The 22,240-nt window shown below is 60.8% G+C and carries 18 protein-coding genes and 1 tRNA gene; 7 read left to right on the top strand and 12 right to left on the bottom strand.

What is annotated here, in order from left to right; translation table 11 throughout:
- Positions 1–3: 3 nt before the first annotated feature.
- The 7 genes from D3Y59_RS17200 to D3Y59_RS17170 all read right to left on the bottom strand — a co-directional run bounded on the left by D3Y59_RS17200 (position 4) and on the right by D3Y59_RS17170 (position 7,214).
- Complete coding sequence (locus D3Y59_RS17200; protein ID WP_119446162.1) at positions 4–768, bottom strand: endonuclease III domain-containing protein; 765 nt, start codon at positions 766–768, stop codon at positions 4–6.
- 169 nt (positions 769–937) lie between these two features.
- Entirely contained in the window at positions 938–2,389 is a 1,452-nt protein-coding gene (locus tag D3Y59_RS17195) for an alkaline phosphatase D family protein (RefSeq protein WP_119446161.1), read from the bottom strand.
- Between the two features lie 148 nt (positions 2,390–2,537).
- The gene (locus tag D3Y59_RS17190) at positions 2,538–3,248 is read right to left on the bottom strand and encodes an OmpA family protein (protein WP_162910869.1); all 711 of its coding nucleotides are present in this window, start codon (positions 3,246–3,248) and stop codon (positions 2,538–2,540) included.
- A 383-nt stretch (positions 3,249–3,631) separates the two neighbouring features.
- On the bottom strand, positions 3,632–3,934 hold the full coding sequence (locus D3Y59_RS17185; RefSeq protein ID WP_119446160.1) for a glycine zipper domain-containing protein: 303 nt from the start codon (positions 3,932–3,934) through the stop codon (positions 3,632–3,634).
- Between the two features lie 196 nt (positions 3,935–4,130).
- Complete coding sequence (locus D3Y59_RS17180) at positions 4,131–4,904, bottom strand: OmpA family protein (protein ID WP_240410417.1); 774 nt, start codon at positions 4,902–4,904, stop codon at positions 4,131–4,133.
- Between the two features lie 224 nt (positions 4,905–5,128).
- The gene (accD, locus tag D3Y59_RS17175) at positions 5,129–6,004 is read right to left on the bottom strand and encodes an acetyl-CoA carboxylase, carboxyltransferase subunit beta (RefSeq protein ID WP_119446159.1); all 876 of its coding nucleotides are present in this window, start codon (positions 6,002–6,004) and stop codon (positions 5,129–5,131) included.
- Between the two features lie 157 nt (positions 6,005–6,161).
- The gene (locus D3Y59_RS17170) at positions 6,162–7,214 is read right to left on the bottom strand and encodes a class I fructose-bisphosphate aldolase (protein ID WP_119446158.1); all 1,053 of its coding nucleotides are present in this window, start codon (positions 7,212–7,214) and stop codon (positions 6,162–6,164) included.
- Positions 7,215–7,483: 269 nt separating this feature from the next.
- On the opposite strand from D3Y59_RS17170, the gene D3Y59_RS17165 reads away from it, so the two are divergent.
- Positions 7,484–8,494: an OmpA/MotB family protein gene (locus tag D3Y59_RS17165; protein ID WP_240410415.1), complete on the top strand. Its 1,011-nt coding sequence runs from the start codon at positions 7,484–7,486 to the stop codon at positions 8,492–8,494.
- 90 nt (positions 8,495–8,584) lie between these two features.
- Here the strand turns inward: D3Y59_RS17165 and D3Y59_RS17160 are convergent, their stop codons facing one another.
- Positions 8,585–9,724: a cystathionine gamma-synthase gene (locus tag D3Y59_RS17160; protein WP_119446156.1), complete on the bottom strand. Its 1,140-nt coding sequence runs from the start codon at positions 9,722–9,724 to the stop codon at positions 8,585–8,587.
- A gap of 204 nt (positions 9,725–9,928) precedes the next feature.
- Positions 9,929–11,236: a hypothetical protein gene (locus D3Y59_RS17155; protein WP_119446155.1), complete on the bottom strand. Its 1,308-nt coding sequence runs from the start codon at positions 11,234–11,236 to the stop codon at positions 9,929–9,931.
- 275 nt (positions 11,237–11,511) lie between these two features.
- Between D3Y59_RS17155 and D3Y59_RS17150 the strand changes: the two genes are divergently transcribed.
- Together D3Y59_RS17150 and D3Y59_RS17145 are read left to right on the top strand one after the other, a co-directional pair.
- Entirely contained in the window at positions 11,512–12,225 is a 714-nt protein-coding gene (locus D3Y59_RS17150; RefSeq protein WP_119446154.1) for a TVP38/TMEM64 family protein, read from the top strand.
- A 108-nt stretch (positions 12,226–12,333) separates the two neighbouring features.
- A tRNA-Arg gene (locus tag D3Y59_RS17145) sits at positions 12,334–12,407 on the top strand.
- A gap of 112 nt (positions 12,408–12,519) precedes the next feature.
- On the opposite strand, the gene D3Y59_RS17140 is transcribed toward D3Y59_RS17145, so the two are convergent.
- Both D3Y59_RS17140 and D3Y59_RS18400 read right to left on the bottom strand, forming a co-directional pair.
- Positions 12,520–14,616 (bottom strand): tetratricopeptide repeat protein, encoded by a 2,097-nt coding sequence (locus D3Y59_RS17140; protein WP_119446153.1) that lies wholly within the window; start codon positions 14,614–14,616, stop codon positions 12,520–12,522.
- Positions 14,617–14,762: 146 nt separating this feature from the next.
- Complete coding sequence (locus tag D3Y59_RS18400; protein ID WP_162910868.1) at positions 14,763–14,960, bottom strand: hypothetical protein; 198 nt, start codon at positions 14,958–14,960, stop codon at positions 14,763–14,765.
- A 291-nt stretch (positions 14,961–15,251) separates the two neighbouring features.
- Here D3Y59_RS18400 and D3Y59_RS17135 point away from each other — a divergent pair, with 291 nt between their 5' ends.
- The 4 genes from D3Y59_RS17135 (at position 15,252) to D3Y59_RS17120 (ending at position 21,296) form a co-directional block, all read left to right on the top strand.
- The gene (locus tag D3Y59_RS17135) at positions 15,252–16,133 is read left to right on the top strand and encodes a hypothetical protein (RefSeq protein WP_119446152.1); all 882 of its coding nucleotides are present in this window, start codon (positions 15,252–15,254) and stop codon (positions 16,131–16,133) included.
- A 276-nt stretch (positions 16,134–16,409) separates the two neighbouring features.
- On the top strand, positions 16,410–19,526 hold the full coding sequence (locus D3Y59_RS17130) for a T9SS-dependent M36 family metallopeptidase (RefSeq protein ID WP_205590851.1): 3,117 nt from the start codon (positions 16,410–16,412) through the stop codon (positions 19,524–19,526).
- Positions 19,527–19,778: 252 nt separating this feature from the next.
- Positions 19,779–20,795, top strand: a complete 1,017-nt coding sequence (locus D3Y59_RS17125) for an NAD(P)/FAD-dependent oxidoreductase (RefSeq protein WP_119446151.1) — start codon at positions 19,779–19,781, stop codon at positions 20,793–20,795.
- A 162-nt stretch (positions 20,796–20,957) separates the two neighbouring features.
- Positions 20,958–21,296 carry a 2Fe-2S iron-sulfur cluster-binding protein gene (locus D3Y59_RS17120; protein ID WP_119446150.1) on the top strand — a complete coding sequence of 113 codons (339 nt, stop codon included), beginning with the start codon at positions 20,958–20,960 and terminating at the stop codon, positions 21,294–21,296.
- 87 nt (positions 21,297–21,383) lie between these two features.
- Here the strand turns inward: D3Y59_RS17120 and D3Y59_RS17115 are convergent, their stop codons facing one another.
- Entirely contained in the window at positions 21,384–21,926 is a 543-nt protein-coding gene (locus tag D3Y59_RS17115) for a hypothetical protein (RefSeq protein WP_119446149.1), read from the bottom strand.
- Positions 21,927–22,240: the final 314 nt, after the last annotated feature.

Below are 22,240 nucleotides of genomic sequence, written 5' to 3'. Positions count from 1 at the left end.
TGCCTAGTGCAGCTTCTCCCCTTCCCAGCTGCGGGGCACTTCGGCCAGGGCCGCCTCGTCGGCGGGGCCGTAGTGCTCGAGGTAATGGTTGCACACGCCTTTGAGCGGGCACCTAGGGCAATCGGGCTTGGCAAAAAAGCAAATGTGCTGCCCCAGCCAGTAATTGTGTTTGTGAAAGTTGAGCAGCGCCACGGCATCGGCGGGCAATTGCGCCAGCAGCACTTGGTGCGCTTTTTCCACGGATGTTTTCGGCCCGATCAGCCCAACGCGCTGGGCCACGCGGTGCACGTGCGTATCCACGGGCAGCACGGGTTTCTGAAAGTTGAACAGCAGCACGAGCGAGGCCGTTTTTAGGCCGATGCCGGGCATGTCGGTAAGCCAGGTCAGGGCTTTTTCAGTGGGCCAATCGGCCAAAGCATCGAGCGAGTAGGCGCCAAATTCGGCCCGAATGCGGCGCAAAATTTCCTGAATGCGCGGCGCCTGCGTGTCGGGCCAGCGCGTGGTCCGGATGGCGTGGGCCAGCTCAGCCGTGGGTGCCTGCTCCACCGCAGCCCAATCCCCGAACGTTTCGAGCATGCGGTCGTAGGCCAGCTCTTCGTCGCGGTGCGTAGTGCGGTGCGAGAGCACCGTGCTGATGAGTTCGCGCATGGGCGAACGGCGCGGGGCCGTGGGCAGCGGCCCATAAAAGTCGTTCAGTACATGGTGTACCAGCAGCGTTTTGTCGGCTGCGGGCAGGTGGTAGGCAACGGGTAGCGCGGCAATGGGCATGCTGGGTTGTACCGCGGCGCCCGCTGCTGGGTTACACGCGCGGCGGGCGCCGCCCTAGGTGCCACGCACCCAAGCCGGCGCCAACCAGCTTGCCAAAGCGTTAACTGATCTTTGCTTGGGCAGGCCAATTTGCAGCATAAGCGCTGGCGCAGCAGCTACAACTCGCGGGCTACCGCAGCTCTTTGGCGGCCAGGCTTTGCTCCCAGATCAGCTTGCCCTTGGCATCGTGAATGCGGATTTGCAGGCGCCGATCGAAGTGCGGGCCCGACACATCCAGAATGGCAAAGTTGCGCTGCGTCACGAGGGTGCCGTTTACCCGGCTGGTGTTGGCCTCGTCGCGGGCACCTAGGGCGGGCGCGCTGGTCAGCGGCGATACCGTGAGGTCGTAGAGCGGGTAGCCGTTGGAGCGCTCCAGCCGCGTAAGCTCGGTGTGGTGCCGGTCGCCGCTCAAAAAAATTACGCCCGGAATGCGGGCCGCGGCAATGGCCTCGAGCAGGCGGCTGCGCTCTTGCTCGTAATTGCTGTAGTTCTCGAACACTTTGGCCGGGTTGAGCACCTGCCCACCCACAGCCACAAACTTAAACGTGGCCGTGCTGCTGGCCAGCGCGTCGAGCAGCCACCGCACCTGGCTCTCGCCGAGGTAGCTGGCGTTGGCAGTGGGCAGTTTGTTGGCGGCACGCAGCCACCGGTCGTCCATCAGAAAAAACTGCACGTCGTTCCACTGAAACGTGCCCGTAATGCCGCCGCCGCCTTGCTCGTAGTTGGGGTTGGCCCAAAATTGCTTGAAAGCCTCAAGCGTGAGCTGTTTGTGCGCGAAAGAGTAGCCCGAGTCGTTGGGGCCGTAATCGTGGTCGTCCCAGAGGGCGTAGTTATGGGTGTGAGCCAGCAGCGGCTGCATTTCGGGCAGGGCGCGGGTGTGCGCGTTGCGGTGCCAAATGCCCGTGCGGGTGTTCCAGTCGGCCTCGCGCAGGTACACGTTGTCGCCCAGCCACAGCATCAGGTCGGGCTTTTGCTGATCGATGGCCGTGAAAATGCCGTAGTCGCCAGCGTAAGGCGCGCCGGGCCGGTCGTAAGCGGGCTCGTTCACGTAGGTGCAGCTGCCCATGGCCATCCGGAAATTCGCGGGGTCTTTGCGCCACTGCCACAGCTCCTGGCTTTGGAACTCCAACGGGTAGGGCCGCGCCACGGGCCGCCGGTTGAGGTACAGCGCATATTCGTAACGCCGCCCGGGCTGCACCTTGTTGGCCAGCAGGTGGGCCACCAAGCCCGTGGTTTCGTCGGTTTCTACCTCGTCGGTTTGGAAACGCTCGTCGGGCTTACCCTTTTCCCAATATTCAATGTAGGTGGTGGCCGGGGCGGTGGTTTGCACCCATAGCATTACCTCGCGCATTTCGGAGTAGCCCACCATAGGCCCTGAGCGCAACAGGGCGGTAGCCCCGCGCACCGGTTTGGGTTTGGCTGTTTTGGCGGTGGCTCGGGCAGCAGCTTGGGTGGGCGCTACCGCTGCTGGCGAGCCGCCAGGCTGGGCAGATTGGGCCAAGGCTGTACCGCCCAAGGCTGCCAGAAACAGGCTGGCGACAGCCTGCGCGGCCCGGCGGCAAAAAGTAATCGTATGCGACATGGGGTAAAGATAAAAGCGCCTCCGTTGCCTCAACAGTATTATCTTTTTGTGAAGTCGCCGCTGAATCAAGCCAAAAAAAATCCGGCGGCTTCCCACTTAGGGGAAACCGCCGGACGAGCAACGGGACTGCGGCTATGGCCGGCCCGGCTTAGATCTGGCCTTTTTCGGCAGCTTTCTTCAGTTTTTCGTTGGCGTAGATGGCAACTTCTACGCGGCGGTTCTGGCGGCGACCTTCTTCGGTGGTGTTGTCAGCAATCGGCTGCTTCGAGCCGTAGCCTTTCACCTCGAAGCGCGACGACTCCACGCCTTGGTTCATAGCGTAGTTAGCTACGGCCTGTGCACGGCGTACCGACAGCGGATCGTTGATGGCGTTGGAACCCGTGTTGTCGGTGTGGCCTTCGATCAGCACGTTGGTGTCGCCGTACTTCTTCAGGGTTTCGGCCAGCGTCTGGATGTTGTTCTGGGCGGTCGAGGTCAGGGTCGAAGAGTTCTTAGCGAACAGGATGCCCGAGTCGAAGGTAATCTTGATGCCTTCGCCCACGCGCTCAACCTTGGCACCAGCCATGTCGCGGCGCAGCTCTTCGGCTTGCTTGTCCATGCGGCGGCCAATCAGGGCACCGGCACCACCGCCCACGGCAGCACCGATTACGGCACCGGCAGCCGTACCTTTTTTGCCACCAATTACGCGGCCCAGTACGGCACCGCCGGCAGCACCACCTAGGCCACCAATGATGGCGCCCTTAGCGGTTTTGCTCATCGGCTTCTTGGGAGTGGTAGTAGTTTGAGCCTGCGAGAGGGTCGAAGTCATCAGCAGCACGAATGCCAGCAAAAAGGCAAACGTCGAACGGAGCTTGTTCATGGGTATGGAATTGGGTTGTTGAGTTTCGGAATGTACGCCGGTTGGCAAACTTAACGCGAACATAGCTTCTGTCAGTTACTGGCCGGTTGCAATGGCATAAGGCAACCTCCTTGCCAAAAACAGCCAAGTCAACGAATATTTCGCTGCACGACCTGAATTTCAGCGGTTTATTTTTAAGCTCTGCAAACCGGATGTAAGTTATTCAGTGGTGCTCCTGGCCAAGGACCGCAGCGCAGCTACCTAGGCACCCCGGCCGTCATTGTTGAGCTGTGCCCTTGAACGCGCCCTTAAGCTAAAAGTTGCCACCCAATTTTCCAGCAAAAAGGCCGCCCTGCTTGCAGGGCGGCCTTTTTGCTGGAAAGCACCTAGGGCAAGTGCCCAGGTTAGTCTTTGCGCGTGTACTGTTCGTAGCGCTGCGGGTCGCGCTTCTTGTCTTTTTTGCGCCCAATCAGCGCGCCGCCTACAGCGCCGGCTGCGCCCCCAATAAGGGCACCCGTGGCCCGGTCGCCTTTGCCGGCAACTACGGCACCCGTAACGGCGCCGGCACCTGCGCCTACGGCAGCGCCTTTGCCTTTTTTGCTCCAGCCCCGGCGGGGTTGGTTATCCTGGGCTTGGGCCGTTTCGGCAGCACCGCCGAGCAGCGTAACCGAAAGCACGGCGGCAACAATAACTTTATGAAGTTTCATGGTAGTACGAGTTAGGAGACATGAAGCTCGATGAAGAGCATTGACATATCTGGTTTTTATAGCACTTTTTACGACAAACTGTACTCCCTAGGTTGCACTGCGCCGCAGATATATTGCCCAGCCTCAGCTCCGTACAAAAAAAGAAGGCCGCACCAAGGTGCAGCCTTCTTAGGTAATTAGCCGTTGGGCAGCTGGCTTACAGCTCGCCGCGCTCGGCAGCTTTCTTCATCTTTTCGTTGGCGAAAATGGCAATTTCCACGCGGCGGTTGGCCTGGCGGCCTTCGGCCGTGGTGTTGTCGGCCACCGGCTGCGACGAGCCGTACCCTTTGGTGGTAATGCGGCCCGACTCTACGCCTTTGGAAACGGTTTCGTTGGCTACGGCCTGCGCGCGACGCTCCGACAGCGGCTGGTTGATGGCGTCAGAACCGGTGTTGTCGGTGTGGCCTTCCACGATAACGTTCGTGTCGGGGTACTTTTTCAGCACCTCAGCCATCTTGTCGATTTCCTGCACCGAGGCAGCCCGCAGGTCCGATTTGTTCGTGTCGAAAAGGATGCCGGCATCAAACGTAATCTTGATGCCTTCGCCTACGCGCTCCACGCGGGCGTTCTTCATGTCGCGCTGCAGCTCCTCGGCTTGCTTGTCCATTTTGCGGCCGATAACGGCACCCGAAGCACCGCCCACGGTAGCGCCAATGATGGCGCCCGCGGCCGTACCGTTTTTGCCGCCAATTACGCGGCCCAGTACGGCGCCGGCAGCAGCGCCGGCACCGGCACCAATAAGGCCGCCTTTGGCCGTTTTGCTCATGCCGGTTTTACGCTCGCCCGAGCCGTTGCCAGAGGGCAGGTCGGAGTTGGTGCTAGTGCTGGTGCTGCCGGTGCTACCACCTGCAGCCGGACGCGACGATTGACACGCGCTGAACAACATGGTAAATACCATCAGCAGCGCCAGTAGGGATTTAAACGACTTCATGTGCATATGTTTGGAAAGAGTTGAGAGGCGTAGCCAGATTGTCTTTTGCCGGTACTTACTGTATTCGGTCCGAAAATGTTCGGCCGGACGCGGGAGCCGGACCCTTGCGGGGCGCTGTTTTGCCAAGTGCCCGCCTGGCCCAACAACGGGCGCAAAACAGCAAACCCCGTTTGGCTTTCGTGCAAAGCCAAACGGGGTTTACCAACAAGTGTGCCGAACTCGACCTAGGCGCGGGCCGGGGCTGCGGGCACCTCGGCAGGACGGAGCATGGTAAGCAAGTCGGAGAGCTGTTGCTTCAGTTGCTTACGATCTACTATAAAATCGAGGAAGCCGTGCTCAAGCACGAACTCGGCGCTCTGGAAACCCTTGGGCAAATCCTTGCCAATGGTTTCTTTGATAACCCTAGGTCCGGCAAAGCCAATGAGTGCGCCGGGCTCCGAAATATTAAAGTCGCCGAGCATGGCGTACGAGGCCGTAACGCCGCCGGTGGTGGGGTCGGTGAGCAAAGAAATGTACGGCACGCCGGCTTCGGCCAGCAAGGCCAGCTTGGCCGAGGTTTTGGCCATTTGCATCAACGAGTAGCCGGCCTCCATCATGCGCGCCCCGCCCGATTTGCTGATCATTAGGAACGGAATGCGGTTTTTGCGGGCGTAGTCGATGGCGCGGGCAATCTTCTCGCCTACTACCGAACCCATCGAGCCGCCGATGAATTTGAAATCCATGCAGGCCACCACTAGGTCGAGGCCGTTAATCTGGCCGTGGGCGGTGCGCACGGCGTCCTTCAGGCCGGTGGCGCGCTGCGTGGAGTTAATGCGCTGCGGGTAAGGCTTGGTGTCGACGAAGTGCAGCGGGTCGCCCGACGACAGCTCGGCGTCGAGCTCCTCAAATTGGTTGTTGTCGAACAACACCTCGAAGTACTCAGCCGAGTCGATGCGGTCGTGGTAGTTGCACTTGGCGCACGTGTACAGCAGGCGGCGATGCTCGCCCATGTCGCTCACGGTTCCGCACTCTGGGCACTTGTACCAGAGGCCGTCGGGCGTTTCCTTTTTCTGCTCCGTGGGGGTAATAATGCCTTTCTCCTGACGCTTAAACCAAGCCATTGTGTCGTAAGCTATTAGCTATCAGCTGCTGGCTGCTAGCTTATTGAAACTGCTCTTTTAAGTTGCGCAAACAAAGCAAACTGCTGGCTGCCAGCGTCGCTTTCTTTCTGCAAAGAAAGCTAACAGCTAACAGCCAGCAGCTATTGGCTTAAAAAACTTACGCCAGCGTGATGCGCTCGTCGAGGTACACGTCCTGAATGGCGTTCAGCAAATCCACGCCTTCCTCGAAAGGACGCTGGAAGGCTTTGCGGCCCGAAATCAGGCCTTGGCCGCCGGCGCGCTTGTTGATGATAGCCGTGCGGATGGCCTCGTCGCGGTCGGTGGCGCCTTTGCTTTCGCCGCCCGAGTTGATGAGGCCGATGCGGCCCATGTAGCAGTTGGCCACTTGGTAGCGCGCCAGGTCAATGGGGTTTTCCGACGACAAGGTATCGTACATGGCCTTGTGCGTTTTGCCGAACTTCAAGGTCGAGAAACCGCCGTTGTTTTCGGGCAGCTTCTGCTTGATGATATCGGCCCCAATAGTTACGCCTAGGTGGTTGGCTTGGCCCGTGAGGTCGGCCGACACGTGGTAGTCCTTCTCAGAGGTTTTGAAGGCGTTGTTGCGGGCGTAGCACCACAGCACCGTAGCCATGCCCAACTCGTGGGCACGCTCGAAGGCCGCGGCTACCTCCTGAATCTGTCGGCCCGACTCTTCCGAACCGAAGTAGATGGTGGCGCCCACGGCCGTAGCGCCCAGGTTCCAGGCCTCTTCCACCGAGCCGAACATGATCTGGTCGAACTTGTTCGGGTACGTCAGCAGCTCGTTGTGGTTGATTTTAACTAGGAACGGAATTTTGTGGGCGTACTTGCGCGCCACCGTGCCAAACGTGCCGAACGTGGTGGCCACCGCGTTGCAGCCGCCCTCAATGGCTAGTTTGATGATGTTTTCGGGGTCGAAGTACATCGGGTTCGGGCCGAACGAGGCGCCGGCCGTGTGCTCGATGCCCTGATCCACTGGCAGGATGCTCATGTAGCCGGTGCCGGCCAAGCGGCCCGTGTTGTAGAGCTGGCCGAGGCTGCGCAGCACCTGCGGCGAGCGGTTCGACTGCAGAAAGCAGCGGTCGATAAAGTCGGGGCCAGGCTGGTGAATCTGGTCCTTGGTAATGGTCTGACACTCGTGCTGGAGCAGCGCTTCAACTTCGGCGCTTACCTGGAGGGTGCTCGTTTCCATTTAAACTGACTAAAAAGGGTGGGAAGGGAAATAGAACGATGCGGCAAATATATAGGGTAAATCCGTTCTGAAAGTCCCAAAAGCTAACGTACGTTCGGCCGCTGGCCGGCGCCCCGCCAAACCCTAGGTGGGCGGCGGCGGCGTGGCCTCGGGCACCTGCTGAGCGCATTAATTAGTGCCTTGCATGAAAGCCGGCTGCCGCTAAAAGGTTACCTTGCCACGGCCGTATGTGCGGCTTGCTAGCCCACGTGTTTTGCCCAATTTTGTCTGTGAAGAAGTCAACCTCCCCCCTGCTGCTGGCGGCCTTTGTGGTAGCCAGCACGGCGCTGCCCGGCTGCGTGGCCTCCAAAAAGTTTGACGACCTGAAGGCCCGCCACGAGGCCACCGAACAAGCCCGCGAATCGGCCGAGCGCCAGGCCCGCGAAGCCGTAGCCGAGCTGAAAAAAGCCAACGAAGAACTGAGCGCGTTGCGCCTCGAAAACAAGCGCCTCGTAAACGACTCGGCCCAAACCGGCACCATTTTGCGCCGCACCCAGGGCTTGTACCGCGAGCTGAGCGACACCTACGACAAGCTGCTAAAAAACAACGAGAAGGTACTGGCCAACAAAAACGCCGATTACCAAAAAGTAGCGCAAGACCTGGCCCGCCGCGAAGCCGAGCTGGGCGACCTAGCCAACAACCTCAACAAGAGCCGCAACGAAATCGACAAACTGGCCGCCGATGTGAAGTCGCGCGAGGCGAAGCTGGCCGAATTGGAAAAAGCCTTGGCGGAGAAGGATGCGGCCGTAAACGCGCTTAAAGCCAAAGTGAGCAACGCTTTGCTCTCGTTCAAGGCAAGCGACTTGCAGGTGCAAGTAAAAGACGGCAAGGTGTACGTGTCGCTATCGGAGCAACTCCTATTTAAGTCGGGTTCTACCAAAGTCGATCCGAAGGGCCAAGAGGCGCTTACCAAGCTGGCCGGCGTGCTGAAAGAGCAGCGCGACGTGAACGTGGTAGTGGAAGGCCACACCGACAACGTACCTATCCTGAAAGGCACCGCCGGCATGGCCGATAACTGGGACCTTTCGGCCCTCCGCGCTACCGAAATTGCTCGCCTGCTAACCGTAGGCGGCGTGCAGCCGGAGCGCGTAACCGCCTCGGGTCGTTCGCAGTACGTGCCCGTAGCCAAAAACGACTCGCCCCAAAACAAGGCCCTGAACCGCCGCACCGAAATTATCCTCACGCCCAAGCTCGACGAGCTGTTTCAAATGCTCGAGTCGAACTCGACGCCGGCCAAGTAGCGGTCCGCCGAAAAGCAAAAAGCCGATGCTCGGAGCGAGCATCGGCTTTTTGTTGCTGTCTGCGAGCTTATCAGCTCGCAGCACCTGGGGCTAGTCCAAGGCTTGGGCTAGGTCTTCAATCAAGTCTTCGGCGTCTTCGATGCCTACCGACAGGCGAATCAGCGAATCGGACAGGCCGGCTTTGCGACGCTCTTCGGCCGGGATGCTGGCGTGCGTCATGGTGGCGGGGTGGCCGCTCAGGCTCTCTACGCCACCTAGGCTCTCGGCCAGCGAAAACAGCTGGAATTTTTCGAGCACCCGTACGGCATCCTCCACTTTATCATCCTTCAGCACGAAGGAAATCATGCCGCCGAAATCGCGCATTTGCTGGCGGGCCACCTGGTGGTTGGGGTGCGACTCCAGGCCAGGCCAGTACACCTGCCCCACGCGCGGGTGCTGCCGCAGAAACTCGGCCACGGCGCGGCCGTTTTCGCAGTGGCGCTGCATGCGCACGTGCAGGGTTTTCAGGCCACGCAAGACCAAAAAGCAATCTTGCGGGCCGGGCGTGCCACCCGAGGCGTTCTGGATAAAGGCCAGGCGCTGGTGCAGCTCGTCGTCTTTCACGATCAGGGCGCCCATTACCACGTCGGAGTGGCCGCCCATGTATTTCGTGAGCGAGTGCATCACCACGTCGGCGCCTAGGTCGAGGGGAGTTTGCAGGTACGGGGTGGCAAAGGTGTTATCCACCACCAGCAACGCGCCGAACTCGTGCGCCACCTCGGCCATGGCCTTGATGTCGATGATGTGCAGCAGCGGGTTGGTGGGGGTTTCGGCCCATACCAGCTTGGTGCGCTCCGTCATGGCGGCGCGCACGGCCTGTACGTCGTGCATCGGCACGAACTTGAACACCAAGCCGTACTTGGCGAAAATTTTGGTGAAGATGCGGTACGAGCCGCCGTACAGGTCGTTGGTGGCTACTACTTCGTCGCCGGGCTCCAGCAGCTTCACTATCGCATCGATGGCGGCCATGCCGGTGGCAAAGCACAAGCCGTGCTGGCCGTTCTCGAGCGCAGCCAGAGCATCCTGCAGTTGCGTGCGGGTGGGGTTGTGCGTGCGGGAGTACTCAAACCCTTTGTGGTCGCCGGGCGAGCGTTGCACGTAGGTCGAGGTTTGGTAAATCGGCGTCATGATGGCCCCCGTGGTTGGGTCGGGGTGCACGCCGGCGTGGATGGCTTTCGTTCCGAATTTCATGCGCTAGTGCTGCAGATACAGGGCCGCGGGGCTGCGGCCCGTCAAAGTTAAACCAGACAACCTTAAACGCAGGAGCCGCCGTTGCCGACAACGCCTAGGTGCCCGGACCCCGTTTGCCAAACAGCAGGTCCGCAACGCGTTGCGGGCCTGCTGCGCTTATTCTAGTACGTTTCGGTACGGCTCGTTGGCCCGAGGGCCCTAGGTTTAAGTAAACGAAGGCGTGGCCAGCACCGGTGCACCCGGGGTGGTGGCATCGGTAGCGGCGGGCGGCGCGGCGGCGCGCAACGTGCGCAGGGCTTGCCAATACAGCTCAACCATAGCCCCCAGTACCAGCAGCGTAAACAGGCCGGCAATAAAGTACTTATCGAACAGCAGCACCGTGTACTTTTTGAGTTTCAGGTACTGCATAATGGTTTCGAGCTGCAGAAAGTACGCCGCCGAAAGCAGCACGTACAGCCAGTACCGGCGCGTGAGAAAACCGTACGCCGCCAAAAACAGCACGGCCGGGTGCCAGTACCGCTCGTGCATTTGGGTGTTGAAGTAGGTAGCCAGCAGCGGTATGATGCCGAAGCTAAGCAGCACCAACGCCAGCTCCGCGCGCTCGGGTCGCCGGTTGGCGCGCCAACTGCGCCAAGCCAGTACCAGCAACGGCAACAGCGCCACCGCCGAGGCCCCCATGAACATCAGCATGCCCCACTGGCGGTACGTAAGGCCGTGCGCCACGGCCAGGTCGGTCCAGTTTTCCACTACCTTCAGCGGGCTGTCGGGCGCGATGATCGTCCATAAGTTACAGGCGCCCATGTACAAATGCGGGTACATATCGGCGGCGTGCAGGTTGATGTAGGCGATGCGCGGGCCGTAGTTTATGCTCCCGAACCAAATGAACGGCGTCAGGATAAGCACCTGCAGCGCCACCGCAATGCCCAATGCCGGCACCACTTGCCGGCGCGCGGCGCGCAGCCACTGCGGCAGCCAAAGCAGCAGCAACGGCGGCAGAAAAATAATAGCCTGGGCTTTGGTATTCAGGGCCAGCAGGAAGCACACCACGCTGAAAATGGTATTGCCTCGCAGGGCTAGCAGCACGGCCACAAAACCGAAAAAGGTGTAAATGGCATCGATCTGCTCCCACACCAAGGTGTTGTACATGTACCCCGCGTTGAACAGCAGCAACAGCGCCAGCATGAACCGCCGCTCTTGCCCCTTCACCAACGACACGGCCGCAAACGCGCCGGCAAAATCGAACAGCAGCGTAAAGTATTTCAGCGCGTTGGGGTAGTGCATGATTTTCTCATGCGTGCCCATCAGCTTGGAATACGCCCACAGCACGTAGGGGTACAGGGGGTTGTAGTTGACATCGGGGTACTGGTAGAGGTTGGGCAGTCCTTCCTTCAGGATGTTATCCGACCAGCGCGCCCAGCAATCCACATCGCCCTTGAACCCGGCGTGCGGCACCGCCAACATCAGCAGTATGTAGAAAAGCAGGAATAGCGCCTTCTGTTGCGTTGAAAACATGATACCCAGTACGAATAAGTGGATGCAACGCGGCGCACCCACCGGCAAAGATAACAGACCCGCAAAACGCCCCGTGGGCGCATCCAGCTCCACTACCCTCGCCCGCCAACGCCGCTGTGCAATTTGGCTACTTTCGCGGCGCGCAACCGGCCCGTGCCGAAGCCAGCACCGGCAGCATGCCAGGCAAACCCGTGCGCCTCGACTTTTTTCAGTTGATTACGTTTTGTTGAGCACGGACCGGCCAGCACCCCGGTCCGTGCTTTTATTAGTGGCCTATGCGCATCTTCCGCGAACTGCTCCGCACCAACTTTTCCACTTTATTTTCGATGGGGCTGCTGGTGGCCTTGCCGGTAGTGGGCAGCTCGTCGCTTTCGTGGGTGCTTTACCAAAACCAGCAACTGCTGCAGCACCTCACGGCCTGGCAAATCCTGCTGTACTTCGCCGTAATTGCCTTTACCATGGCGTTTGCCCTTACGCCAACCACCTTTGTGGCTTTGGTCACGGGGTTTTACCTAGGTTGGTGGGGCTTTCCGGGCATGGTGCTGAGCTACATGCTGGCGGCCATGGTGGGCTACACCGTGGCCTCTCGCCTCGACCACGGCAAGATGATGCGCTTTCTGCACCACTTTCCGAAAGCCGACGCCGTGATGCAGGAGCTGAAGCACGAAAGCTGGCAACTGATTTTGCTTACGCGCATCTCGCCAGTGCTGCCGTTTGCCCTCATGACGTTTGTGCTCACGGTAATGCGCGTCGAGAAGAAACGATTTTTGTCGGCCTCGGTGCTGGGCATGCTCCCGCGCAGCATGTTTTTCTACTGGCTCGGCACCAAAGCCCAGGATGTGGTGGCCCTGGTACGCGACCCCGACAGCGGCACGGCCGGCAAGCTGCTTGTGGCCGGCCTCATTGCCGTATCGGTGTTTGGCCTGTACTGGCTTTTCGACCGCGCCTTGAAACGCGCCCTGAAAAAAACGCAAAAAAATTCGGCCTGACTTTCAGCTGCTTGCCGTTGCCGCAAAGCCCTCCGCCCGGAAATATTCGCGTAACACTTGCAGATGCCGAAAAAGACGACCTATCTTTGCAGCACCAAAACAAAAAACGGTCGCGTAGCTCAACTGGATAGAGCACCTGACTACGAATCAGGAGGTTTGGGGTTCGACTCCCTACGCGACCACAGAAAACGCCCTTGGCACCGCGCCGAGGGCGTTTTTGTTTTGTGCCTATCCTTCTGCGTTTCTGGGGTAATCGGTTCTGCGCGGCTGGCTGCGCGGGTGCATCGGCAGCGCTTAGGCGTACGCTACCCCTAGGTCGGTGGGCTGCTTGTGCACGTGCAAGGGCAGCGTAACCAAGTAATCGGTGCCGTGGCCCTCTTCGCTGCTGATGGTGAGGGTGCCCTGGTGGCCGTGCACGATCAAATCGTGGCTCAGCGAAAGGCTTAAGTTGGCGTGCTCGGTGGCGGCTGCGGGCGCCAGAAACCGCTCGAACACGGCCGCTTGCGCCGCTTCGGGCAAGCCCATACCGTTGTCGCGGATGCGGATTTCCACGTGTTCCTCGGTGCGGAGCGTACTTACCATCACCTGCGGCACGAACTCCTCTTCGGCCAGCAGCAAGCGCTGCTGCACAGCGTTGAAAGCGTGCGTAAACAACGAAATCAGCACGCGCCCTAGGTCGTGGCGCACCACGCTTAGGCTGCCAGCGGCCGCATCGAGCCGGGGCAGCAGCGCGGCATGAAAGTTTTTGTTTTTGACGCGGACGTCGTGGTACGTCAGGCGGAGGTAGTCTTCCACGAAGGTATTAAGCTCGGTGAGTTGGCGCGGCGCCGGGCTGCTGCTCGCGTACTCCAGCATGCCGCGCACAATAGAATCGGCCCGTTGGCTGGCCTGCTCCGTTTTGGCGTGGTTGAGACCTAGGGCGTTGAGCGGGTCGTAGAGGTGCGCCAGCTCGTGGTGCGCCACGGGCAGCTGCGTTAGCTCGGCTTTCAACTCGGCCAGCAGCTGCTGATTTACGCCCGCCAGGTTCCGGATTTGCTTCATGGGCACCTGCACTTCAAAGGCCACGCCGGCCATTAGCTCGCCCAGCGAGGCCATTTTTTCGCGCATTACCAATTGGCTTTGCGTGGTTTTCAGCTCGTGCAGCATGGTGCCCAGCTGGTCGCGTTGGTTGGTGAGCTCCTCCTTCTGCTGAGTTACCTGGCGGTTGAGCACGCTGAGGCGCGCGTTGGTGCTGCGCTGCCGCCGGATGTTGCGCCACTGCAGCAAGGCCAGCAGCCCAAGGGCGCCCAGACCCGTAAGCATGGCATAGGTGCGCCCTTGCTGGCGGTAATGCTGGCGCTCATGCTCCAGGGTGCGCAAGCGTTGTTGCTCGGCAAAACCAATGGCATCAAGCTGTTTAATACGCTGGGGGTTGTAAAGGCTATCTTCGGCCTGCTGCTTGATGCACAGGTACTTCAGGGTGCTGTCGCGCTGGCCACGGGCCTCAAAGGCATCGGCCAGCAACGAACTGGTGCGCGCCACGCCCACCACAAACGGCAACGACTGCCCCACAACCAGGGCTTGGCGGGCGTAGTAAATGCTGGAATCGGTTTGCTGGCGTTGCTTGTACAGCTCGGCCAGGTACTGAAAAGTGCGACACAGGCTGCGTCGGTCGTTTTCGGGGCGGGCGGCGCGGGCACTGCGGTGGTAATAAGCCATGGCGGCGGCATCGTGGCCCAGTGCTACCTGCAGCAAGCCCAGCTCGCGCAGCACGTAGGGCGCAGGGTTGCCCCAGCAACTGGTGCGCACGTTGCGCGAATTGCGCGTGCGGGTGTAGGCCATGTTGAGGTAGTACACGGCCGAGTCGAGCATTCCCAGGCCCTCGTAGCTGGCGCCTAGGTTCGTGAACACGCTGGCCAGCTGGGAGTCGTCGGTTACGCCGGCTTGCTCGTAGATGCGCTTGGCCCGCAAGTAGTACGCAATCGAAGGGCGAAAATCGTCGAGGGCAAAATACAGCAGGCCGGTTTGGTTGAGCGTGCGCGCGGTTCCTTCCAGGTCGTGGCTTTCTTCGTTGAGTTGCAGTGCCTGCAAATCGGTGCGCAAGGCCTGCGGAAGGTTGCCCCGTTCGCCCATCAGAATGCCAATGCGCGACAAGCAGCGCCCCTCGCCTTTGGTGTAGCCGATGCGCCGAGCCAATTGCAATCCTTGCTTGGCAAAGTGCTGCACCGAGTCGAAATCAGAATACCGGTACGAAGCACTTAAATCGGCCAGCAACAGCACCCGGGCGGTGTCGGAGGTGGCTTGCGCCAGTGCGCGTCGCAGGGCCGGCGTTTGCGGGCTTTGGGCCCACGCCGGTGCGCCAAACACCATAAGCGTCATCAACAGCAACCAACAGGGTACAGCTTGCTTCATGCCTAATTATATAGAAGGCAAGCAATATAGTGATGGAAGCAAGATGAAATTGCATTTCGCACTTGGGTTGTGCGAATCCAACTGTAATCGGTACCGCATCGGCGTAAGCAAACGCCGCCTCGTTTCGTAGGGTAGCGGCCTGAGGCTTAGTCCGACGACAGGTGCGACCGTTCGCGTGCCTGGTTTTCGGAGGCCGTAAGGGTACTTAGGCCGATGGCATCGGCTACGTTGCGCACGCACGAACGCATGCTTATGAGTACCAATACTATAAGCGCGGCAAGCAGCAGCTTATCAAGCATACCCTGAATGCGCGGCGGCAACTCGGATGTTCGCTTGGGTCTCATGCCGGCAAAAGTAGGTAACATTATCGTAACATTACCAATGCGGCCTACACCCCGCCGCAAGCCCCTCGCAGAAGCTTTCAATATTGGCTGGTACTACGTACCAACGCGTGCTGTTATCACCTAAACCTAGGCTGACTCATCTGCGCCAACCACTGCGCGCACCAAAGCTTTTGCGAGCCAGCAAATTACAGGTAACAAGCTAAACAATAGTACCCTTACGCTTGACTCCAGTGGGTAACCTTTCGATTTGGGCAGCGGTACAACAAGGCCAAACCAAAACCCTTTTGTACCATGGCAAATCAAAATCAGTACCGCGACGACGACCGATACGATAGCCGGAACCGCAACCCGTACTCGGGCAGCAACCGCGATTTGCAAGGCCGGAGCAGCTACGGGCGCGGCGCAGACTACAGCGACTCGCGCGGCGACATGCACTCGAGGCAAGGCAACTCGATGCGCGAGCAGCGAGGCTACGGAATGAGTATGGGTTCCGGCTACGACGACTACCGCGGCGGCCGCGACATGAGCGGCGGCATAGGCGGTGCGCAAGGCTACGGCGGCCGCTCGGACTTTGGAATGGGCGACGCGACGGGCCGCATGGACGACGACTCGCGCGGCTACGGCATGCAGGACCGCGGTAGCTACTCGGGTGGTACTTTTTCGTCGAGGTACGACGACAATGATTTCGGCAACAACCGCCACCCGGGCGGCTACGGCGGTGGCAACGCCATGAACCGCGGCAGCATGGGCCGCGGCGGCGATAATTCCGACTACGATGGCTACGGCAGCAGCAACTACGGCTCAGCGTCGGGCCGCGGCAGCATGGGCATGGGCGGCCGCGACCAGTCGTTTAGCCGCGACATGGACCGCCACCTCGGCAGCATGGGCAACCGCAATAGCTACGACAACACCGACAACTACCGCGGCGGCAGCCACCGCGGGGCCGGCATGAGCGGCGCGGGCAGCACGGGCGACATGGGCCGCAACAACTTGAACTACGGCTCCAACTACGGTTCGTACGATGCCTCGATGTACGGCTCGTCGTTTGGCAACGAGTTTTCGGGTAGCCTCGACGACGACTACGGCCGCAGCGGCAGCAGCTACGGTAGCCGCCGCGGCCGCGACTCATACGGCGAAGACGATGATTTTGAGCGCTACGGCCGCGGCCGTTAGGCTACCACGGCATACTGGCAACGGCCGGTGCGGGCTTGGCTTGCACCGGCCGTTGCTTTTGTGCCCAGCCCCAAACCCGGTGTGGCCGGACAAGCATTATACACCACTGGCAACCCAATTTGGTAAGCCGGCGCCCTAGGTGGTTGTGAGGCTTTTTTGAGCGTGAGCCCGACAATAGCACTATTAACGGGACGTATGAATATAATTTAAATTATATACAATGTAACTATAATATAAATATATTACCTCATCAATAACCGCTTTACCCACTATTCTATGCCAAACCATCTACTTACCCTAGGGCGGCCCTTGCTGTTATCGGCGGCGCTGCTGGCTGGCGCTGCCGGTTTCGCGCAAACCCGGCCCGAAGGCCGCAACCAAGCCGTGCCCACCCGCGTGGCCCAGCAGCTGCGGCAGCAGCAAAAGGCCCTGCAAATGGCCGACGACGACCTCAGCAACCTGGTAATCAGCAGCGAGGCCGAAAGCAAGCACAACGGCATGCGGCACCTGTACGTGCAGCAGCGCTACCGCGGCATCGAAATTCACAACGCCATCAGCACCGTGAACACCAGCCGTACCGACGAGGTACTGCACGTGGCCAACCGCTTTTACAACAACCTGGGCCGGCGCGCCAAGGCCGGCAGCACCACGCTCACGGCCGATGCCGCCGTGGCCGCGGCCGCCCGGCACCTAGGGCTGAGCCCGAAGGGCGCTTTGGCTGCGCGCAGCCGCAGCACCGAGGCCGACCGCAGCACCGTGTTTGGCACTGCCGGCATTTCGCTCGAGCCCATTACGGCCAAACTGGTGTACCAACCCCTGCCCGACGGCACGCTCCGCCTGGCTTGGGAGGTAACCATTTACGAGCTAAGCGCCCTGAACTGCTGGAACATTCGGCTCGATGCCAGCTCGGGCGAAGTGCTCGATAAAAACAACCTGGTAACCCACTGCGAGTTCGACAACGACGGCCCCGGCGGCGTGGCCCTAAACGAGCGGCACCCGCTGCTGGCGCCCTTTACCCCGCAACCGGCCGCCGCGCAAGCGCCCTATGCCGCCCCCACCAGCAACGCCTACCACGTGTTTGCGCTGCCCGCCGAAAGCCCCAGCCACGGCCCGCGCGCGTACGTGAGCGGCACCACGGCCGATGCCGTAGCCTCGCCCTATGGCTGGCACGATACCAACGGACAAGCCGGGCCTGAGCACACCACCACGCGCGGCAACAACGTGCACGCCTACGAAGACCCCACCAACAACAACAACGGCGCGCTCAACTACAGCCCCAACGCCGGCCCCGCTTTGCTGTTCGATTACCCCGTCGACTTCAGCAAGCAGCCCGCCGAATACCGCGACGCGGCCATCACCAACTTGTTCTACCTGAACAACATGATGCACGACGTGTGGCAGCGCTACGGGTTCGACGAAGCCAGCGGTAACTTTCAGGTGACGAACTACAGCGGCGCACCCGGCGCCAACGACGATGTGCGCGCCGAAGCCCAAGACAGCCGCACCATTGCCACCACGCGCAACAACGCCAACTTCTTCACGCCCATCGACGGGTTCCGGCCCCGCATGCAGATGTACCTGTGGAGTGGCATCCCCGACCGCGAAATGTTTCGGGTAACCGCCCCGGCCCGCGTTGCGGCCACTTACCCGGCCGTGGAGGCCGCTTTCAGCAAGCCGCTTACCGCCACACCGCTCGTAGGCCGCTTGGTGCTTGTGGCCACCGCCACCGGCATCAGCGAGCAAGGCTGCTCGGCCCTAAGCAACCCCGAAGCCGTAGCCAACAACATTGCGGTGGTGTACCGCGGCGGCTGCGACTTCTGGCTTAAAGCCCTGAACGCGCAGCAAGCCGGCGCGCGCGCCGTGGTGGTAATTAACAACGCACCGGGAGCCCCCATCGTGATGGGCGGCACGCCCGCAGCTCCGGTAACCATTCCGGCCCTGATGATCAGCCAACAAGACGGCGCTACCCTGCGCGCGCTGCTTGATACCGGCACGTCCGTGGAAGTGGCGCTGAAAAACGCCGGCGCGGGCCCCGAAATCGACGGCGACTTCGACAACGGCATCATCGCCCACGAGTACGGCCACGGCATTTCGACGCGCCTGACGGGCGGCCGCCTTACCTCGAGCTGCCTCAACAACGCCGAGCAAGCCGGCGAAGGCTGGAGCGACTGGTTTGGCCTGATGCTGACCATGAAGCCCGGCGACAAGGGCGGCAAAGTGCGCGGCATTGGCACCTATGCCCAGGGCCAGCCCACCACGGCCCGCGGCATTCGGCCGGCACCCTACAGCACCGATTTTGCCATCAACAACTTTACATACGCCGCCACCAACAACCCGGCCATATCGCAGCCGCACGGCGTGGGCTTTGTGTGGGCCACTATGCTCTGGGACATGACCTGGGCGTTTGTGGAGCGCTACGGCTTTGATGCGAACCTGCACACCGGCACCGGCGGCAACAACATGGCCATGTTCTTGGTAATCGACGGGCTGAAGCTGCAACCGTGTAGCCCCGGCTTTGTGGATGCCCGCGACGCCATCCTGAAAGCCGATCAGCTGCGCTACGGCGGCAAAAACCAGAAGCTGATCTGGCAGGTGTTTGCTCGCCGCGGCCTGGGTTTCAGCGCCAAGCAAGGCCTGAACACCAGCCGCCTCGACCAAGTAGAAGCGTTTGACTTGCCGCCGATGTACGCCTGCGTGGCCCCCACCATTGATGTGATTCCGACTTACTCGGCCGAACGCACTGGTCAGCCCGCTACCACCATTGTGCTGGGCTACGGCCCGCAAAGCGTAACGCTGCTCGCTCGCAGCGCCGACTTCGAGCAGTACCGCTGGGCGCCGGCTACGGGCCTAAGCATGCCTACCGAAGCCAAAACCGTCTTTACGCCCACCCAGGCTGGCACTTACACCTTTACCGTAACCGCCACCGATAAAAACCAGTGCGTGGAAACCGCGCAGGTAACCATTACGGTGCTGGATATGCGCTGCGGCAACAAAAACGACAAGGTGCAGGTGTGCCACAACGGCCGCACCCTGTGCGTGGATGCCCTAGGTGCCACCGACCACCTGGCCCACGGCGACAAGCTGGGCGTGTGCGGCGCCGAGGTAGCGCAGGCCGCGCCTGCCGCACCGGCCGCCGCCGTGCTCACGGCTGCCCCCAACCCCGCCGGCAGCCGCACCACCTTCTCGTTCGAGGTGCCGCAAAACGGGCCGTTCCGCCTCGAGGTGATTGACATGCAAGGCCGCGTGGTGCGCGTGCTGGCCGAAGGCGAAGGCCGCGTGGGCCAGCAGTACCGCTACGAGTTTGCCAAGCAAAAACTGCGCGGCGGCCTCTACATTGCGCGCCTCGTTACGGGCAAGCAAAGCACGTTTGTACGCGTGGAGTTGCAGGATTAGCGCGCTAGCCCTTCAGCTCTCATCCCAGCCCACGGGCGGGCGCACCTAGGTGCGCCCGCCCGTGGTGCGTTTGGACCCCGCCGGCCGCCAGCATGTTTATACCTAGGGCACTATGTTTTAACCGAAGCGCCGTACCTTTGCGCACCGTTTTTGCACGAGCGGCAACCTCTTGCCCTTGGCATTGGTTATCTACCAGATACAAACGGGCAACCGCCGGCCGCGGTGGCCTTTGCTGATTGTTTTACCTCCGTAATGCACGCTACCATTTCCACTGACATCTGCATCATCGGCGCCGGCCCCGTGGGGCTGTTTGCCGTCTTCGAAGCCGGTTTGCTTAAGCTCCGCTGCCACGTAGTCGACGCCCTGCCGCAAGTAGGCGGGCAGCTGTCGGAAATCTACCCGAAGAAACCCATTTACGACATTCCGGGCTACCCCGAGGTACTGGCCGGCGACTTGGTGCAAAACCTCATGCGCCAGATCGAGCCCTTCCACCCCACCTTCACGCTGGGCGAACGGGTTGAGTCGTTCGAGAAGCTGGAGGACGGCTCCTTTGTGCTGACCACCACCGACGGCACCGAGATTCGCTGCAAAGCCATTGCCATTGCCGGCGGCCTAGGTTCGTTTGAGCCCCGCAAGCCCGCCATCGAGGAACTAGAGAAGTACGAAGGCGGCAAGGGCGTGTACTACATGGTGCGCGACCCCGAAACCTTCCGCGACCAGCGCATCGTGATTGCCGGCGGCGGCGACTCGGCCCTCGACTGGACGATCTTCCTGGCCAACGTGGCTAAGGAGGTTACGCTGGTGCACCGCGGCACCACTTTCCGCGGTGCCGCCGACTCGGCCGAGAAAGTAAAAGCCCTGCACGAAGCCGGCAAGGTAAACCTGGTGCTCAGCAGCAACGTGACGCACGTGCACGGCCAGGAGCAGTTGGAGGCCGTTACCATCACGGCCAACGACGGCAGCACCAACACCATCACCGTCGATAGCTTTATTCCGCTGTTTGGCCTCACGCCCAAGCTCGGCCCGATTGGCGAGTGGGGCCTGGAGCTCGAAGACGACGCCGTGAAGGTGAACACCCTCGACTATTCTACCTCGGTACCCGGCGTGTACGCCATCGGCGACATCAACACCTACCCCGGCAAGCTGAAGCTGATTTTGTGCGGCTTCCACGAAGCGGCCCTGATGGCGCAAGGAGCCTACAAATACATGTACCCCGACAAAAAGTACGTGCTGAAGTACACCACCGTAAACGGCGTACCCACGTTGTAAATCGGTTGTCAGTTATCAGTTGTTAGTTGTCAGCTTACCGGGCTGATGCGCAAGAACCGGGAGCCAATGCAGATTGGCTCCCGGTTTTTGCGTTTTTTCGCACCGCCGTTGGGCCAATTGCCAAGCCCAACAACTCGCAACTGACAACCAAGAACTCTTGCTATGAGCCTGGAAGATATTACCGAAGTACGCGTATACGTTGAGGACGCCCCAGGCCAGCGTACCGAGCTGGTAGCCCCTACCGACATGAGCCTGAGCCTGATGGAGGTAATGAAAGCCTCGGGCTATGATATTCAGGCTACTTGCGGCGGCATGGCCCTGTGCGGTACCTGCCACGTGGAGGTGCTGGCCGGCCCCGAGCTGCCCGAGCCCGGCGACGACGAAATGGCCATGCTCGAATCGTTGCCCATTATGTCGAGCGGCAGCCGCTTGTCGTGCCAAATCCGCATTACGTCCCGCCTCGATGGGTTGGTGGTGCGCCTAATGCCGCAAAACGCCTAGCCCTAGGTGCCGTTGCCCGTTGGTCCCAGGCCATCAACAAAAAAGCACCGCCAACGGGCGGTGCTTTTTTGTTGATGGCCTGGGGTGCTAGCGCCGGCGGCGCGAGGAAGTTTTCTTTTTGGCGGCCGAGGATTTGCTGGTGCTTTTCTTGGCTGTGCTCTTCTTTTTGCTGGCCGTGCCGCGCCGCGCCGAAGAGCTCTTTTTGCTGCTGCTCCGGCTGCGCGAGCTGCTGCTGCGCCGGGCGCTGCTGCTCCGTGAGCGAGACGAACGCGCAGCGGTGGTTTTAGCAGCCTCGGCCTTGCTGGCGGCTTCTTCGGCTGCCTCTTCGGCCGTGGGCGGGCCAATGGCTACGGCATCGGCGCTGGCGGGGTCGAGTTGGGGGCGCGGGGCGGCGCCGGGGCGCACGGCCGAGGGCATCTTTTTGCGCACCGGCATCAGGAAAGTACGCTCGGCGCGCTCCTGGGCCGAAAGGGTTTCCTCGCCGGGTAACACGGGGCCCACGGGTACGGCTACTTTGCCGGCCGTATCGGGCTGCTTGGCGTGCGAAACGGCCGAACGGCGCCCTTGTTGGGCCTGGGTAGTCAGCGCAAGAGCGGCCAGGGCAGCCGTAAGTAAAGCGGTTCGTATCATCAGCAATCCTCTCAGTCCAAAAAATCAACCGGGGCGCAAAAATACCACGCATCTTGGAAAGAGGCAAAACCTCTGCTGAATAGCATCTTAGCGGCCATTTTATTCCTGGAAAGGTGAAAAACGCCGCAGCCCGCCTACTTATTATAGTCGAGCTAAGATATGCCGCCTAAACGCTGAAAAACGGCTTTGTTTAACCTATAGGTACTTCGCGGCTCTTGCCCAAACAGGGCTTGGCTCAGCAGCGCGGAAACAACTCATGTCCGAGGTTTTTTGGGCACCACATGTACCACCGAAGGCGGGCGCGCGCCGGTAGC

This window comes from Hymenobacter oligotrophus, from assembly GCF_003574965.1.
Taxonomy (GTDB): domain Bacteria; phylum Bacteroidota; class Bacteroidia; order Cytophagales; family Hymenobacteraceae; genus Solirubrum; species Solirubrum oligotrophum.
Note: the sequence above shows the minus strand (reverse complement) of the source record. Positions and strands in the feature narration are given on the sequence as shown.